Genomic DNA, 15,234 nt, shown 5'->3' with positions numbered 1-15,234 from the left:
CTTACCAATACTTTACGCCAATGTTCTTTTCATGCCATGGCCGACCGACTGTATAGTTTAGACACCGCTCAACTTCGCCTCGAGCTTTCACAAAGCTATCAGCGTGACCGTCAGGCCTGCCGTTCTTCCATGAATTCAGCGCTTTTACCCAAACATCGCAATCTGCTTCGTAATCCCGGAGGGCTTGCTCAGCGTTCGCTGAACGCGCCGCAGCAACATACTGCGCCGAACGGTAATCATTCCAAAAATAGTACCCGACGAACGCGATAACCGCGATGCAGGCCGCGCCGACCAATACTTTCATCTACATCCCCAAGCTCGCGTAACTGCGAGTTTTTTTCTTATCAGGACATCGTTGAGTATGGCAAGAACCGACCTCGAGAGTCTGGTTGTTCAGCTTTCTGCTGACTTCAAGTCATTTGAAAAAAGCCTGGCCCGCGCCAACGATGTTTCTAATCGCCAATTTAATGCGATTGAACGACGCGCCCGCCAGATGAACAAGAATCTGGATAGTATTTTCACACGCTCGTTTAGCGGCCTTACGGCACCGCTCGCCGGAATAGGCGCCGCGCTCGGTGTCGATCAGCTTCGCAAGATGACTGATACGTGGACGGATATGACGTCCCGCGTCAATCTCGCCGCAGGGTCGATCGATAAAGGTACTGAGGTCATGGGCCGTCTCGGCGATATGGCTCGCCGTACGTATTCGGATCTAACCCAAACAGCCGAAAGCTATCTATCAAACGCTACCGCTGTCCGCGAGCTTGGATATAACACCGATGAATCTCTGAACTACACCGAGGCTTTAAATAACGCTCTCGTTGTGTCAGGCGCCAAGGGCGATCGAGCTGCACGAGTTATTGATGCGCTCGCCAAAGCTATGGCTACGGGCAAGTTGCAGGGCGACAACCTCAACACAGTGATTGAATCAGGCGGCCGCGTTGCTGAAGCATTGGCAGCTGGTCTTGATACAACTGTCGGCGGGCTGCGCAAGCTTGGCTCGCAGGGCAAGATCACTGGCAACGACATTGTTCGTGGCCTATCGAGCCAGATGGAAACGCTTCGCCAAGAAGCAGCCGACATGCCTGCCACGATCGGCGATGGCTTTACACTTCTGAATAATGCGCTGCTTCAGTACGTCGGCAATGCAGACAGCGCTGCTGGTGTGTCTGCGAAGATTTCCGAAGCACTGGTCATGATTGCCGACAACTTCGACAAGGTCGCAGATAGCGCTTTGCAGGTTGCTGCGGTGATTGCGGGCGCTTTGGTTGGTCGATCGCTCCTCGGCATGATCCGTACGCTCGGAACGGCTGGCGTGGCTCTTGGCCAATTCAGGCAAGCTCTGGCTGCTGCAAGCACAATGGGCGGTTTGGCTACAGCCTTCGGTGGCCTTGGAGCAGCTGCTGGGCCTGTAGGCATGGTCATTGGTGGCGCAGTTGTTTCATCGCTCATTCTTTACAATTCAACCGTCGGTGAATCGAGCCAAGGGGCAACCCTCTTTGCCGAGCGCCTCAAGAATGTTGAGGAGGCTGCGAAGTCATCAGGCAACGCTGTTGAACAGGCCGGCCGACAAAATGACGCCTACACCCAGAACTCGCTAAGCAAAGAAGTTGAGGCTTCGGTCGTCGCACTTGATGACGCTCGCGAGGCGGCAGTAAACATGCTGGCCTCTTTTGCTCAAGTGTCATCTATGAGCCTCATAACTCCGCAGCAATATGATGAGCTTGCTCGTCTGCGTGATGGGGTCAATGAAGGCACGGTATCTGCAGAAGACGCTAGGCTCAGGACTCATTCCTTTCCAAGCCAGAATATAACGGCTGCTGCGAGATCTATTGCTGCTTGGAACACAATCGGGCAGCGATCATAACGGGTAGCAATTCTTCGCCAGTCTTTCAGTCTGCCAAACATGATTTCGATACGATTGCGCCGTTTATATCGGCGTTTGTCATACTTGATAGCCTTCTTGCGGTTTTTGCGCCCCGGTATGCACGGCTTTATCTCTTTGTCTTTTAACCGTTTTCTGAACCAGTCAGCATCATAGCCTCTGTCTGCAAGAAGCCAGTCAACCTTCGGCAGTTTATCGATTAGAACTGCTGCTCCTTTATAGTCGCTGATTTGCCCTGCCGTGACATGGAAACAAATGGGACGCCCCTGCGTATCGGTGACGGCATGCAACTTGGTATTTATGCCACCCTTCGTCCGACCGATCAGGCGTCCAGCGCCCCCTTTTTTAACCGTAGGCTTGAAGCCGTACGGTGTGCTTTCAAATAGGTCGCATCCATCATCACAGTCTTGCCGACTGATGATTGTGAAGACAGGCCTTCAAATATCTGCGCAAATATCCCCTTGTGACACCAACGGTTCCAACGATTATAGAGCGTTTTACAAGGCCCGTATTCCCGAGGGGCATCACACCACCGTAACCCATTGCGAAGAATGAAGATAATTCCACTCAAGACACGCCTGTCATCAACGCGTGGACGTCCATGGCTCTTGGGAAAAAACGGGCGAAGGCGTGACATTTGTCCTTCGCTCAGCCAGTAAAGATTACTCATTGATCAGCCTCCTCAAACGAAACTGAATCACCTCTCCTTTCTGAAATCAATGGGTCCTGAGCCTAGAACGGTCAGCCAGCCGATATGCTTTTTCAGTCCGCGGACTAGGGAGTTTCTGGCACTATTTTGGCGCAAATCTATTGACGCCCCTTTCACTTCCACCACAATGACAAATTGTGGGTCACCAACCCGCAAACCAACCAACACGAGGAGACTGTATGTCCAATGACAGACAGCGGGCCAATACGCGCCTTTCAAAACAAGAACTAGCCCGCCGTGTTGCTGCGTATCAGCAGCACGGCACGATAACGAAGGCGGCGCACGCATGCGGCGTCAAGAAGTCTGCATTTCACGACAGCATCAAGCGCGCTGCTGAACTTGGGCTGATGGGCCCGAAGGAAACACTACCCGGCTATGCAATCAAAAGCCTGACCGAGACGCCCAACGGCACATACATGCGCCAGACAAAAGAGGCTGGCCCTGTTTATGAGGCGACTGCCGGTCTGGCGGTAAAAGGCAAGACGACGCTCGTTAACAGCGAAGGGCGCATCGTCACGCAACACATCATGGAACGTGAGGACGCCAACCAACAGCGAGCTGCAATCACAGCCATGGTTGAAGCGCTTAAAGAAGACCTGCCCCGCGTATCTATCATGCCGGCGCCACAGGGCTGTCGCGCGGATTTGCTTAATCAGTTCACGATCACTGACAACCATTTCGGCATGATGTCGTGGCGCGAAGAGACTGGCAGCGATTACGATCTGCGGATTGCCGAGCAGCTATTGCTCGATTGGTTCTCTGCTGCCGTGGCGCAGGCCCCCGACGCTCACACGGCCATTCTGGCGCAGCTCGGCGACCTGATGCACCACGATGCGCTTGAAAGCGTCACGCCTGCCCACAAGCATGTTCTGGACGCGGATAGCAGACTGCAGAAAGTTATTCGCATTGTGATCCGTACGATCCGCCGCATCATAGATATGCTGTTGCAGAAGCATGAGCGGGTTCATGTCGTGATGGCTTCGGGGAATCACGACCCGGCCTCATCCGCATGGCTGCGTGAAATGCTCGCCGTCATGTACGAAAACGAGCCGCGCATCACCGTCGATAATTCACCGTCACTCTATTACGCGTTCGAGTGGGGCAGCACGATGCTTGCCTATCACCACGGTCATAAACGCGGTGTCGCAAATATTGAGGGCACGATTGCTGGCATGTTCCGTGGAATGTTTGGCCGCTCGCTACAAGCCTATGTCCATATCGGACACAGACACAGCGACGATGCCAGAAAAGGCACGCTAATGTATGTCGAGCAGCATGAAACGCTTGCGGCACCAGATGCTTATGCAGCTGGCGGCGGTTGGCTGTCAGGTCGATCAGCAAAGCGCATTACGTACAGCAAGCAATTCGGTGAAGTCGGTCGCGATATTCTTAGGCCTGAAATGGTCGCTGGGAAGTATGCGGCGGCTAATGATAATGCGGAAAGTCAAAGGGTTGCAGCTTAACCGTCATCCCTTTTGGGACGCTAGATAGTCTGCAACGGCCGCTCGAATTTCAGTCTCAAGTTGATTGGTTTGTGCCAAAATTTCTTTGATGGCCAGATCTACATTATCGATGAATGGGGAATTCATGCGACCGCCGCCCAACGGCGGTGCTATCGGACCATACTCCACGACCACCTTCTCTCCGGAGAACTGCACAGTGATGGATGCTGAGTTCCCAACGTACTTGGCATCTAATATTTGCATATAGGCCTCCCTGTTTGTTTCTCAGTGTAGGCCGGCGAACAGCATTCACACAAGATCATCTGCCGCCCACCAAGCGGCGTTTCACCACAACATGAGGAGAGAATATGCTTGAAGAAGCAGAAGACAAAGCCGCACGCGCCGCGGTTGAAGGTCGGCAGTTAAGAAAAGGGGTTATAAGGTGCCTGCCAAAACCTTATAACGATAATGTGCCTATTACCTCGCAACCGGCGCGAAAAGGCGACTGGCTGCAAACCTTCACAGGGCACCAGTTCTGGCCGATGGACCCGCGCGCCGATGAAATCTTTATTGAGGACATTGCTCATTCGCTATCAATGCAGTGCCGCTTTGCTGGCCACTGCAAGCGGTTCTATAGCGTTGCTGAGCATAGCATTCTGCTTTCCCGCCAAATGCCAGAGAAGTTCAAATTGTGGGCATTACTGCACGATGCAAGTGAAGCCTATCTTGTCGACGTTCCTCGACCTGTTAAGCCATTTTTGCCCGGTTACAAGCAGGCCGAGAACGCTGTTATGGCGGCAATTTGCGAGAGGTTTGGCCTCGTTCATGAGATGCCTACTGAAGTGAAAGCTGCCGACCGAGCGATTATTGGCGATGAGCGTTCTAATATGGCGCCTTGCGTTGCTGAATGGTATTCGACTGGACCTGGCATTGGAGCGCGATTGCAATATTGGTCACCAGAGAAAGCGGAGTCCACTTTTCTACATGAGTTTAGGAAATTAGTAGCCGGGAGCCCAGCAGGAGAAGCACATGAGCAACATTGAAACAGCGATCGCCGTGGCATCTGCGGCTCACATGGGCCAAGTTGATAAAAACGGCGAGCCTTACATTTTTCATCCGATCCGCGTGATGCTGGCTCAGACCACGGCGGAAACGCAGATTGTCGGCATTATGCACGACATGATTGAAGACACCGATACGTCGCTGAACGACGTTTACTCATTTGGTTTCGACGACGACATCGTGCTGGCCTTGAACGCAATTACACGTCGCGATGACGAGGATTACTTCGTCTATGTGAAGCGTGCTTGTTCAAACCCTATCGCACGGCCGGTAAAAATTGCGGATCTACGAGACAATCTTCGCGCATCAAACGACGATGCCGACAGGCGCGCTCGATATACAAAAGCGCTCGAAATGCTCGGGGAGGCCCCATGAACCAATTCCACGTTGGCCAGAAAGTGGTCTGTATCGATTCAGTCGTTGGCTTCGAGCAATATCTTGAGGTGAAGGAAGGCGAGATTTACGAGATCGAGTGGATCGGACCTTTCGAGCATTATATTCACGGCTCGTACATCGGCGTTCGTCTCAAAGGCGTTGATCGTGGGACATGCCCGCAGTTTGGTTATGAAAACCCGCCTTTTGCAGCAAGGCGCTTCCGGCCGCTCGTGGAAGATAAGCTGTGAGCGCTGCGCGGCTTGCTGGCTGGCGGGCCTTTGACTGAGAAGTTCGAAGAGCCAAAGCGTAAGGTGAGGGAGGATGTATGAGTATGACTCTTGATCATCTTGACGCAAAGCTTGTTGCAGTCACGCCCATCAAATCAGACGGTGGCTCAACCAGTTATTACGAGCTGCCCGCAGGGGCTAGCGAGCTGAACGATCTTATTGAGCACAAAAGCATGTCCTTTGCGCTCGGCAATATCTTTAAGGCTTGCTATCGGTTCGGTGAGAAGGACGCGGCCAGTCGCCTTTACGATCTGAATAAGATCATTTTCTTTGCTGAGAGACTGAAGGCACAGGAACAACGCGCCGTCTAAAAAGACAACCGTCCTACAGAAAAGATAAACAATCAAAGCATATATAAAGAGGGCTTCGAATTTCTCCGAAGACCTTATGATATGGCACTAAGGCTGGTGGATTTTTATTTGCGGTAAGCTAAACCACCCCAAATTCGACCTTCGTCGCGATGACGACCACCGTGCACGGCTCCAATGTAAGCGGCCACCGCAGCAACAAGGGCAGACGCCGCGAGCAGGAAGGCGGTAAGAATGCCAGTTATTCTAGCTTTTTCTGCTGCGTCAGCTGCCTTTGCTTTCACTTCTTCGGCAGTTTTTTCAGCCTGTGCCTGTATATCAGCAAGTGTCTTTTTAGCTTCATCAACCTTCGTTTGAGCTTCAGTACGCAGAGCCTGAACGCGTTCAACTGTCTGGTTTACACGAGTTTGAGCATCGGTTTGGCTAAGGCCGGTCCGAGCCGCGATCTGATTAGTGAGCCACGAACGATCAGCGTCTGAGATTTCACCACTAGTAAGCAGGTTTCCCAAAATTCCGCTAACTTGACGTTGGAAATCCGCGATGTTTTGAGCTTCCTGTCCAGCAATAGAGTTGCCTTGACTATCCGTGCGTAACAGAGTGTCCGTGAGATAGTCCAATGGATTGGTTTTCAACCCTTGCGGCAGCATCTGTTCGACTGACGGAGCAGCCGCTTGTCCTGCACCTTGAGCCAGTCCCGACACTGCTTGCCCGGCGCCTGAAATGACACCTCCAGCCAATTGACCAGCTCCCTGAGCTGTGCCGCCGACAACGGTTCCAGCGGTTTGAACCGCTGTTTCAGCCGCGCTTCCAACTGCTTTCGCTCCACCTGAAATAACGCTTACAAGCAAAATAGCGGATACGATTGTACCAAGTCCCCAAACGACGAGGCCATTCAGACCGTCTCGAACGGTTGCTTCATCACGGGTTGCTGTTCCTGATGGTCGACGCATTCTGCCGGTGATATACCCGCCGAGCATATAAGAAGCGACCATTGATATGATAATAAATAGGGCGGTAATGACGAGCCAAACTGCACTAATGTCTCCTCCATCATCAACTGAGAACGAACTTAGACCAAGTCCACCAGCAAATGTTGTGAGGACAACCATCACACCTGACGCGACCGTGGCGCCGGCAAAAATAGCAGCCCAATCGACATAGCTGCGATCAGTAGCGTTTTCTACAACTGTTGGATCCACCATCAACGTAATCCCAGAAAAGAGAGAATGAACAACACGATAACGACTAGGCCCACTAAATAGATGATAGAGTTCATGTTGGCTATCTCCTTCAAATAGTAAAAATGACGACACAGTCGGCTAATAAGCTGTCCGCCTTATGCTCTCTTCCGGAAAACTCGTGAGCCAGTAAAAGGTTTCAGTGAAAGCCAAATTTATTTATTTTATCGATACTTAAAATGGTCTGGATACGACGATTTAGGTACTTGTTTCTCCCATTTTGATTCTTGGAATCAGCTGGGAAAAGATCAGCCGATTGATCTCCACGAACCAAACCAGGGTCTGACCACGATTTTCTTTCCATCCATTTTAAGACGCCACAAATAGATAACCCCGCCAAAGCGGGGCTCTTAATTATTGATCCGTTATTTCCTCGGAGGGCCGACCCGTTCGAGCAGCTTGTAAACGATCTCTGCGCATTCGACTGTTGACTGATCTTCAGCGCACTTCACATCGATCTTATATCCCTTGTCCTCAACACGAATATGAGCCGACTTATCAGGGGCAGGGCGAGGGCCGCCACGTGGCGGCGGAGGAGGTGGTGTTCCCGGCGCGCCAGCTTCAGGAGGTGTGGGCGGCTTAGGTGGCTCCTGTGCAAGGGCCGAGCCGGAGATCAGTGCGAATGCAGCGGAAGCAATAAGAACGTTTTTCATTGCATTACTCCTAAGGGTGTGTGCGCTGTAAAAACATTCTATTGATTATAAGGTTCCAGTTTGTACTGATGAATTTGTTCCACAACTTTTGATTGTTGGTCAGATACGAAGCGTAAAAAAAATGCCTCACGATTTTTACGTGAGGCACTATTCGACTTAACTGTATGGCGAGTTGCAGATTGCACGGCGTCCCGCACTTGGAACGTAAGTATTGTCAGAAGCGCGGTAGGTGCGATAACGCGAAGAGCACCACTGATAATGACGATTGCTATAGCCACGAGCCGCAGGGCGTTGATTGTTTAACGCACCACCAACTACTGCACCCGCGCCGAACGCTGCTAAAGGATACCACCAGCCATCGGAGTGTCGCTTATAACCTCTGCGATGTTCACGATAGCCACGATGTCCATTATGCCAACCGTCCCGATGAGAACGTTTCCAGTTTCCACGTCTGTCGTCTCTGTATCGTCTATGCTGAACTTGCTGGATTTGAGATTCACTCAAACTCAAATCAGAGGTCTGTCTGACCGGGGAGGCAACTGCTGGCGTAAATGAAGTCGCAGCGACAGCAAAACTTAAAGCGAGTATCCAAGATTTTTTGAACATCAGTTTTCCTTACATTGGCTCTGAGACTAACTTAAAAGGCCTTGTAAGGTTCCAATGCGTCTCAAATTGGCTTCAGTTATCTGGGTTCGCGATAAACAACAAATTCGCTTTGACCCTTCATGGTGCAATCTTCACAGCGCAGCTTCCATTGATGATTTTTCAACGGGTCGCGCGCAGCAATTTTGCGTCCGAGTGATCTTTTATTAATGTCGCTAACATGATCGCACCTCGTACATAGTCCGCAAAGCATAGCCCACGGCTCCAAATCGGCTAGACATGTGAAAGCAGTGATCTTTTCATAGGTAGGGGGTCTTGCCATACGTTTTACCGAACGACGGTTCTTTCCCAAACGGCATCACCGAAAGGTTTGCCGCCATGCCGACTCATGAAAACGCTCATGCGCCTTTCGGATGGAAAACTGAATACGCAAAAGTCGATTCCAGATTTACGTGCCATGCGATGAGGGAGGCGAGCACCTAGGCGGCCGGCATCTCGATGAACTTCACGTCGAGCGCATTTTAGTGCGTACGCTTCAGGAAGGGCGACCTGGAATGTTTTCATCACGCAGCCCTCTTAAAAGAGTTGGTACGCTGATTGTGGGTGAGTGCAATCTGAGACAGCTCAATTTCACGCGCAAGGAAGTCTCGGTCTTTCAAAAGCGCTTCGATGGAAGCTCGCACATCGCCTTTGTGATAAGCCAAAACCAGGTCAATTTCGGCGTCGTAGTTGTTTAAAACTGCATTCATGGCGTTCTCCATAGTTTGATTACCGCCCGCCAATGTTCTTATTATGTTCTATATTTTGTGAGATGTCAATAATCCTGGTTAGATTGCAGCCGCGTGTGCCATGCGGTATCATGTGACGCGATTATCAGGAGATCATTTTGGCTAAAATTAAGAAGCGTTCGTGGGAAAACGCGAGCGGAAAACACGAAGCTTGGCAGTTGGATTTCACTGACAGGCATGGGAAGCGTCATCGAGAACAGTATGCAAAGAAACGCGAAGCCGAATCTCGTCTTTCTGACCTTATGACTGAGACAGGTGCTGCGACATACAAAGAAGCAGCTCAAAAGACGACCGTAGCTGACGTATGCGTTGATTATTATGAAGAGATGGAGAAGCGCAACAAACGTGGTGAAAGCGTTGTTCAGTCGTATCTCCGCACCACAAAACAGCACATTGATAATTGGATTGATCCAAAAGAGGAAAGCGCTGTTGGCTTCACCAAAGGAATCGGAACCAAAACACTGTCGGAGCTGACGACGGCGGACGTGATAAAGCTTAGGAATGAAATGCGCGATGCTTCAGCCGGCGTTGTCACGACACGGCGTGTCCTCGGAACGCTGAGTCGTATTCTGAAACATGGCGTTGAAACGGATAAGGTGGGCGTCAATGTCGCCAAAGGTGTTCGAGTTATTGGCAAGCGCGATGAGGCCGGAGATAAGGTAACGCCACCTTCAAAGGCAGCTCTCACTAAGATCCTTAAGAAAGCTGATGACAAATTAGCGCTGCGAATCAGGTTCGCTGCTTCATCAGGCCTGCGAGCTTCTGAGCAATGGGCGCTACGTTGGATGCATCTCGATCTGAAAAAAGGCTTCGTCTTAGTCGAAACGCGCGTGGATGCGTACGGTGAATTCGACACGACGAAATCATCTGCTGGTCGTCGCACCGTCCCCATCGGGAAGGCGATGCTTGAGCAGTTAAAATTTTGGAAAGGGGCAACGAAACACAGCGCGCCTGACGACTTCGTTTTCACTGACAGCAAGGGCGGCTTTGTACGCCACACCAACTTTATGAAGCGCGATTGGAAGCCGACGATCGAGCTGGCAAAGGTTGAAGATATCGGTTGGCACGCTCTTCGTCACTTCGCCATATCGACTTGGATTGAGGCTGGCCTTTCGCCAAAAGCGGTTCAGACCCTAGCAGGGCATGCGAGCTATGCCATTACGATGAATCGATATGGCCATCTGTTCCCTTCGGACGATCATAAAGCTGCGTTCGATAGGATTGCGGAAACACTCGCATGATGGTAGATTGGCACATGAATGACACATGGCTGCTATAAGATATTGAAAAACATACATTTATACACTGACTTTTAATCAGTAGGTCCAGGGTTCGAATCCCTGCGCGCTCACCAAATTCAATCACTTAGCACATATTTCAAAACACCCATTTTACACCTTTGCTGTGATTTTACATTTTGGTGTAGGGGGGGATACCTTTGTCACACCAACCACAGATGTCGTAAATCGTCCAAGCGATTGTTTGATAAAGATAAATCTCGGTTTAAGAGCGCTTTCTTCTGTGAGCGGCAAAGCAAAAAGCACATTGAAGCTCAGATAAATCACGCAGTAAGTTTCCGTCGCACTCAAGAATAAGGCAAGCTAGGTAAAAGTAGCGCTCGTCACAGTAGAGCAAATGACGCGTATTATAACGCGTGCGAGAATTCAGGAACATCAAACGACGATGACGAATATATATCACCCTTGCCGTTTCATTTGGGTCACTCGTAAAGTGCTGCTGCTAATTTTTTGATGGCTTCGGCCGTGCGTGGTCCAAATCCCAGCATATACGGGCTTTCCAGCACAACAAGTGACTGACTGCGCGCAGCGGGTGTCTCTTGCAAGGCTTTATGTGAGAAAACATCTTTGAGTGTCGGCCCGCCAGCACCATCTGATAGCATGAGAACCACATCTGGCTCAGCCTTAACAAGCCACTCTTCGGATACAGGCTTATAACCGGAATAAATCGATAGAGGATTGATCCCGCCAGCATAGCGAATGAAAGCATCCGCTGCGGTGTCGTTACCTGCGCCGCTCAGCCGTGCAAGACCGTGGAAAAACACAACCTTCTTTTGCTTGCCCGCCGAAACCTTTGTGGCATAGGCGGTAGCTGCATCAAAGTCATCGATGACATTCTTTGTGAGAACTTCACCTTGTTTCTCAACTCCAAGCCGCTTTGCAATTAGTCCAATTTTTTTAATCAGTCCTTCACGGCTGTTATCAACGGGTACATAGAAAACCTCGACGGCGGATTGGTTGAGTAAGTCTGTGTTTTCGGGTGGACCAATATCTTCGGAAGCAATGATGAGATCGGTATTAAGCGCCAGAATGCCTTCGGGTGACAGGCTGCGACGATAGCCGACATTAGCTTTATTGGCCGTTTCAGCGGGATATTTGCTGCTGCGATCAACTGCGATAACCTTATCGCCAGCACCAAGCGCGAATATGATTTCTGTCACGTCGGGGCCGAGGGAGACAATGCGCTGCGCCTCTGATTTCGTTGCAAAAGCTCCCTGCAGAAAGCCGAAGAATAAAAGCGTAAAAAAGACGGCGATTTTAGCGCTACGCGTAATGCCAGTTTGGAAGGTGTTTGGAAGTTGCAACTTGGCTGTCCTCGAATAAGGAAATTTCAGCCAGATACTTATTTAATATGACTAAATTTATCAAGTTAATTTACCTGTTTGAAACGGCATCAAAATTGCTGGTTCTAAACAGCTTAGTTGGCTTTAATCTTCGATTTCCGAGGACTATATTTTTTAACAAGTTGAATGTTTTGTTTCGTCGGGCGGCGTTCGGAAGCATCGACCAGGGCCGAAAGTGCACGCGCATAATCCAGAACCAGTCCAGGGGTCCAAGCCATGGATTCTGCACGTTTGCGCATCAATCCAGCTGCCCACAATTCTGGAAAGGCGAGGGCCTTTAGCGCTTTGAAGACGGGCCATTGATGGTCTCTATAAACACCTTCAACCGCAGCATCCAGCGCATCGGCCACAGCACTGGAACAGTTTCTATTGGTTAGATTGTATGTATCATTTGCGCGGTAGTGCTTCCAAAAGGTTCGCAAACGTCTGGAATCAATATTCTTGATGACAACCTGAACGGTTGAAGGGCACCAATCATTGGATTCAAATTCATAGCTCGGAAGGAAGCGTCCCGGGACATTATTGTCTGCTGTGGCTCTTAATGTTCGGCTAAACTCATCAGGATTGCGATCAATTTCAGAGGCTGGATAATGGCTAATATAAAGATCAGGCTCCATTTCCAATGCCGCGTGCCCAGTTGATATCGCGCCTTTGCTATCCACCGCTGCAATGTATCGATTGATTGCGCGCTGGCGTAGAGTTGTCATCGCAGTGCCGGTTGGCGTCCAAACATGAACGGTCAAATGCTTACGATTTTTCGAGACTCGCTTTCGATAAAGTTCTGCCGCGCGATGACTAAATGGATTTCTGCTCAGAATATTTGTCAGCGAGGCACCATTTTCGAGGCGTTTTATTCGAAATGCGATGTTTAATAGGCCGATGCCGGTTAAAACCAGAACTGCCCCGACATTGGTTCCAACTGTTCCCTCGTACCATGTTGGCCACGGTTGCAGTGTGAAGATGGCGATTAAAACTTCGACCGCGCCGCCGACGAGTCCAATCTTCCAGCGCGGATATCGCACAACCCAAGCGCTGCCTATGCGGACCACGCCATCCACGAAAAAGCAAAGTCCAAATAACACTGCGAGCGCGAAGTTGCTTGCTGGCGTAGAGCTTAAGATTAATATGCTTACACCGAGAAGTGCTACGCCTTGCACGATACGCATTCTACGCGCTGTGCCATAACTCGCAACGGCTGCAACAAGGCATAGGGCAGCCTCTGGCAATAGAAAATAACCGAAAAGACGGGCTGATATTACTGTCTTTCCATCCAGCGCGTCGATTATTATAAGCGAACCGCCGATGATCCAGATAATGGATATAGCGAGTAGGGTTCTCCAATGCCGCTGGATAATCTCCCGACCAAGCAGAAGAAATAATATGCGTATCACTCCAGCCCCCCGAAAAAACAGTCTACAAGACTTTATTAGACGGATTGCATATTCAGTTTCAATGCAAATAAAGTTATATAAGCCTTATAATTAATTAAAACCTTTTCTTAGTTTTTCGGCTTATTTTTTGAAAAATCCCAAAAATAAACCCCGCAACGCGCGGGGTATTTATAGTCCACTTTGTGGCTTTAAGTGATTGCCCTTCCAAGCCATATAAGTATGCAAGCTCCTATGAAACCTGACACCAGATATCCAAGCCAACCGCCAAATGAAACACCGACAAATCCAAATATAAAGCTCGCGATTGCGGCACCGATAATTCCAAGAACGATGTTCATGAATATGCCAGTATCACTATTCATGAAGTTCGAAGCTATCCAGCCTGCTAGCCCTCCAATGATGATTGCGGCGATCCAACCCACACCTGCATCACTCATTTCGTAAACTCCCTTGAGCATGAGTATATAGACAACGATATGGTTCAACGGCTCATTTTGGCAAGGGTAGGCAGCATGTTATATTTCTTGAATTTGCTTGCATGTATTAAAAAAAATAATATGAAATAAATCGCTTTATAATCTTCCCTTGAGTTGCGTTAATTTTGAAAACTCTTGTAAAAATTAATATAGGAATAATGATAATGCGCTTCTCTTGATGGATTTGATTTATTTATCAAGTGAAGCGCATTTACATATATATGGTCTATTTATTTTATCGCTTGATCGCGAATTTCTAACGTTCGGCGTCGCAGCATTTCGCGCATTGATGTGGTACGAAGGCTAGCTTGCTCATCGAGGATGTCGCTTTTCTGCCAAATTCCATATTTCTCTCGAAAGTAATCGATTACCTTCAAATCGGCGTCGACGCGGTCATGTCCTTCTTGAACGAGATTGAGGAGGGCATTAACTTTGCTCCCCCCGCCTTCAGATAGCTTTTTACGGCGGCCTGTGTTCCAAATAGGGATACCTACACGTTCGAGGTGGCCTGAGATCCAAGGGTCGTCAACTGTCCACATCACGTCTGGAATATCGTAGAATAGTTCATCGAACCATTCAGGACGCACCAAGACGCCGGCAAATCCCGAAATCTGATCAATATATCCGCTACTGGACAGGTTGGGTTTCACTGTGAATAAGCTCAATATGCGCTTCGCACGATACAGAAAATCTTTTTTCTTCCAACGGCTGCGTGGAAGCCTGTCTTTCGGCCGGGCGCTATCGGCGATGTCAGGGAAAGTTTCTCCTACTTCGACAATGCATGTATTCGGCTTTTGCTGGGATTCTGTTTTAAAACGCTTATGCCATCCACGATCATAAATTTTATCATCATCACAGAAAAGCAGATCGACCGTATGCCCTTTTAGGTCGCGAGCGGCAGGTAGAATTTTCGTTGCCGGTCCATAATCTTTGTCGCACCGGTGGATTTCGATCCCCGCTGGTACCGATGGTAATTGTCCGTCCCACTCAGGAAAGCGACGGTATTGATGCGGGATATAAATCCTGATTTCTGCCGCTTTTAGATTTTGTTGCAGAAGTGACTGGAGTGTGGGCCCCAGCAGTCCAAAGCGGGATGGTATAGTAGACAACGTGATTATGGTTGGTCTGTTCAATTTTTCCTCGGTGAAGTCAATCGCCAATGTTCCTGTTAATATTCACGTTTAAATGTGCAACTTTGGCTGGGCAAGGGCGCGTTCGTCAAAAACTAGCACTGACACTCAAGTTGCGTCGGCCAAACGGCCCAGTTGGTGCGAGGCTTTCCGCTGTTGCGCTGGTTTAAATCGGCCGATCATTTCAATGTTTTTCATTTGTTTATTCGCGGATACAGCAATGTATGGGCAGAACTTGGTGTTTCA

Annotated in this window: 18 protein-coding genes; 7 read left to right on the top strand and 11 right to left on the bottom strand. The window is 49.7% G+C overall.

Translation table 11 applies throughout. From position 1 onward, the window contains the following. Position 1: 1 nt before the first annotated feature. Positions 2–304: a hypothetical protein gene (locus tag RI570_RS17270; protein ID WP_313829878.1), complete on the bottom strand. Its 303-nt coding sequence runs from the start codon at positions 302–304 to the stop codon at positions 2–4. 57 nt (positions 305–361) lie between these two features. Between RI570_RS17270 and RI570_RS17265 the strand changes: the two genes are divergently transcribed. Next, on the top strand, positions 362–1,867 hold the full coding sequence (locus RI570_RS17265; protein WP_313829877.1) for a tape measure protein: 1,506 nt from the start codon (positions 362–364) through the stop codon (positions 1,865–1,867). Here the strand turns inward: RI570_RS17265 and RI570_RS17260 are convergent. Beyond that, a protein-coding gene (locus tag RI570_RS17260) for an IS5 family transposase (RefSeq protein ID WP_313829875.1) occupies positions 1,789–2,555 on the bottom strand; the annotation gives its coding sequence in 2 pieces (ribosomal slippage) (positions 1,789–2,232 and positions 2,235–2,555; 765 coding nt in all). The genes RI570_RS17265 and RI570_RS17260 overlap by 79 nt on opposite strands. 218 nt (positions 2,556–2,773) lie before the next feature. On the opposite strand from RI570_RS17260, the gene RI570_RS17255 reads away from it, so the two are divergent. Continuing rightward, positions 2,774–4,057 (top strand): oxidoreductase, encoded by a 1,284-nt coding sequence (locus tag RI570_RS17255; protein ID WP_313829873.1) that lies wholly within the window; start codon positions 2,774–2,776, stop codon positions 4,055–4,057. 3 nt (positions 4,058–4,060) lie between these two features. On the opposite strand, the gene RI570_RS17250 is transcribed toward RI570_RS17255, so the two are convergent. Further along, a complete protein-coding gene (locus RI570_RS17250) occupies positions 4,061–4,300 on the bottom strand; it encodes a hypothetical protein (protein WP_313829871.1) in 240 nt (79 codons plus the stop codon). 104 nt (positions 4,301–4,404) lie between these two features. Here RI570_RS17250 and RI570_RS17245 point away from each other — a divergent pair, with 104 nt between their 5' ends. From RI570_RS17245 to RI570_RS17230, 4 genes are all read left to right on the top strand, one after another. After that, entirely contained in the window at positions 4,405–5,079 is a 675-nt protein-coding gene (locus RI570_RS17245) for a hypothetical protein (protein WP_313829870.1), read from the top strand. Continuing rightward, complete coding sequence (locus RI570_RS17240; protein ID WP_313829868.1) at positions 5,066–5,473, top strand: GTP pyrophosphokinase; 408 nt, start codon at positions 5,066–5,068, stop codon at positions 5,471–5,473. The genes RI570_RS17245 and RI570_RS17240 overlap by 14 nt, the downstream gene beginning before the upstream one ends. Beyond that, entirely contained in the window at positions 5,470–5,721 is a 252-nt protein-coding gene (locus RI570_RS17235) for a hypothetical protein (protein WP_409558689.1), read from the top strand. Before RI570_RS17240 ends, RI570_RS17235 begins: the two co-directional genes overlap by 4 nt. A 77-nt stretch (positions 5,722–5,798) precedes the next feature. Further along, positions 5,799–6,071, top strand: a complete 273-nt coding sequence (locus tag RI570_RS17230) for a hypothetical protein (RefSeq protein WP_313829867.1) — start codon at positions 5,799–5,801, stop codon at positions 6,069–6,071. A 104-nt stretch (positions 6,072–6,175) separates the two neighbouring features. Here the strand turns inward: RI570_RS17230 and RI570_RS17225 are convergent, their stop codons facing one another. From RI570_RS17225 to RI570_RS17210, 4 genes are all read right to left on the bottom strand, one after another. Further along, positions 6,176–7,270, bottom strand: coding sequence for a hypothetical protein (locus RI570_RS17225; RefSeq protein WP_313829865.1), 1,095 nt, complete (start codon positions 7,268–7,270; stop codon positions 6,176–6,178). 401 nt (positions 7,271–7,671) lie between these two features. Beyond that, complete coding sequence (locus RI570_RS17220; RefSeq protein WP_313829863.1) at positions 7,672–7,959, bottom strand: hypothetical protein; 288 nt, start codon at positions 7,957–7,959, stop codon at positions 7,672–7,674. Positions 7,960–8,115: 156 nt separating this feature from the next. After that, entirely contained in the window at positions 8,116–8,565 is a 450-nt protein-coding gene (locus RI570_RS17215) for a BA14K family protein (RefSeq protein WP_313829862.1), read from the bottom strand. Between the two features lie 560 nt (positions 8,566–9,125). Further along, positions 9,126–9,311, bottom strand: a complete 186-nt coding sequence (locus RI570_RS17210) for a hypothetical protein (RefSeq protein ID WP_313829861.1) — start codon at positions 9,309–9,311, stop codon at positions 9,126–9,128. A 137-nt stretch (positions 9,312–9,448) separates the two neighbouring features. On the opposite strand from RI570_RS17210, the gene RI570_RS17205 reads away from it, so the two are divergent. Continuing rightward, entirely contained in the window at positions 9,449–10,591 is a 1,143-nt protein-coding gene (locus tag RI570_RS17205; protein WP_313829860.1) for a tyrosine-type recombinase/integrase, read from the top strand. A gap of 479 nt (positions 10,592–11,070) precedes the next feature. Here the strand turns inward: RI570_RS17205 and RI570_RS17200 are convergent, their stop codons facing one another. From RI570_RS17200 to RI570_RS17185, 4 genes are all read right to left on the bottom strand, one after another. Then, the gene (locus RI570_RS17200) at positions 11,071–11,952 is read right to left on the bottom strand and encodes an ABC transporter substrate-binding protein (protein WP_313829859.1); all 882 of its coding nucleotides are present in this window, start codon (positions 11,950–11,952) and stop codon (positions 11,071–11,073) included. Positions 11,953–12,065: 113 nt separating this feature from the next. Then, entirely contained in the window at positions 12,066–13,382 is a 1,317-nt protein-coding gene (locus RI570_RS17195) for a protease (RefSeq protein WP_313829858.1), read from the bottom strand. A 188-nt stretch (positions 13,383–13,570) separates the two neighbouring features. Further along, positions 13,571–13,819 (bottom strand): GlsB/YeaQ/YmgE family stress response membrane protein, encoded by a 249-nt coding sequence (locus RI570_RS17190; protein ID WP_313829856.1) that lies wholly within the window; start codon positions 13,817–13,819, stop codon positions 13,571–13,573. A gap of 269 nt (positions 13,820–14,088) precedes the next feature. Further along, positions 14,089–14,991, bottom strand: a complete 903-nt coding sequence (locus tag RI570_RS17185; protein WP_313830082.1) for a glycosyltransferase family 2 protein — start codon at positions 14,989–14,991, stop codon at positions 14,089–14,091. Positions 14,992–15,234: the final 243 nt, after the last annotated feature.

The organism is Brucella pseudogrignonensis (assembly GCF_032190615.1).
Classification (GTDB): domain Bacteria; phylum Pseudomonadota; class Alphaproteobacteria; order Rhizobiales; family Rhizobiaceae; genus Brucella; species Brucella pseudogrignonensis_B.
Note: the sequence above shows the minus strand (reverse complement) of the source record. Positions and strands in the feature narration are given on the sequence as shown.

Excerpts from the sequence above, each read along its gene's own strand:
- RI570_RS17225 (WP_313829865.1), bottom strand. The coding sequence starts at position 7,270 with ATGGTGGATCCAACAGTTGTAGAAAACGCTACTGATCGCAGCTATGTC.
- RI570_RS17265 (WP_313829877.1), top strand. The coding sequence starts at position 362 with ATGGCAAGAACCGACCTCGAGAGTCTGGTTGTTCAGCTTTCTGCTGAC.
- RI570_RS17220 (WP_313829863.1), bottom strand. The coding sequence starts at position 7,959 with ATGAAAAACGTTCTTATTGCTTCCGCTGCATTCGCACTGATCTCCGGC.
- RI570_RS17190 (WP_313829856.1), bottom strand. The coding sequence starts at position 13,819 with ATGAGTGATGCAGGTGTGGGTTGGATCGCCGCAATCATCATTGGAGGG.
- RI570_RS17255 (WP_313829873.1), top strand. The coding sequence starts at position 2,774 with ATGTCCAATGACAGACAGCGGGCCAATACGCGCCTTTCAAAACAAGAA.
- RI570_RS17270 (WP_313829878.1), bottom strand. The coding sequence starts at position 304 with ATGAAAGTATTGGTCGGCGCGGCCTGCATCGCGGTTATCGCGTTCGTC.
- RI570_RS17215 (WP_313829862.1), bottom strand. The coding sequence starts at position 8,565 with ATGTTCAAAAAATCTTGGATACTCGCTTTAAGTTTTGCTGTCGCTGCG.
- RI570_RS17250 (WP_313829871.1), bottom strand. The coding sequence starts at position 4,300 with ATGCAAATATTAGATGCCAAGTACGTTGGGAACTCAGCATCCATCACT.
- RI570_RS17245 (WP_313829870.1), top strand. The coding sequence starts at position 4,405 with ATGCTTGAAGAAGCAGAAGACAAAGCCGCACGCGCCGCGGTTGAAGGT.
- RI570_RS17240 (WP_313829868.1), top strand. The coding sequence starts at position 5,066 with ATGAGCAACATTGAAACAGCGATCGCCGTGGCATCTGCGGCTCACATG.
- RI570_RS17210 (WP_313829861.1), bottom strand. The coding sequence starts at position 9,311 with ATGAATGCAGTTTTAAACAACTACGACGCCGAAATTGACCTGGTTTTG.
- RI570_RS17235 (WP_409558689.1), top strand. The coding sequence starts at position 5,470 with ATGAACCAATTCCACGTTGGCCAGAAAGTGGTCTGTATCGATTCAGTC.
- RI570_RS17230 (WP_313829867.1), top strand. The coding sequence starts at position 5,799 with ATGAGTATGACTCTTGATCATCTTGACGCAAAGCTTGTTGCAGTCACG.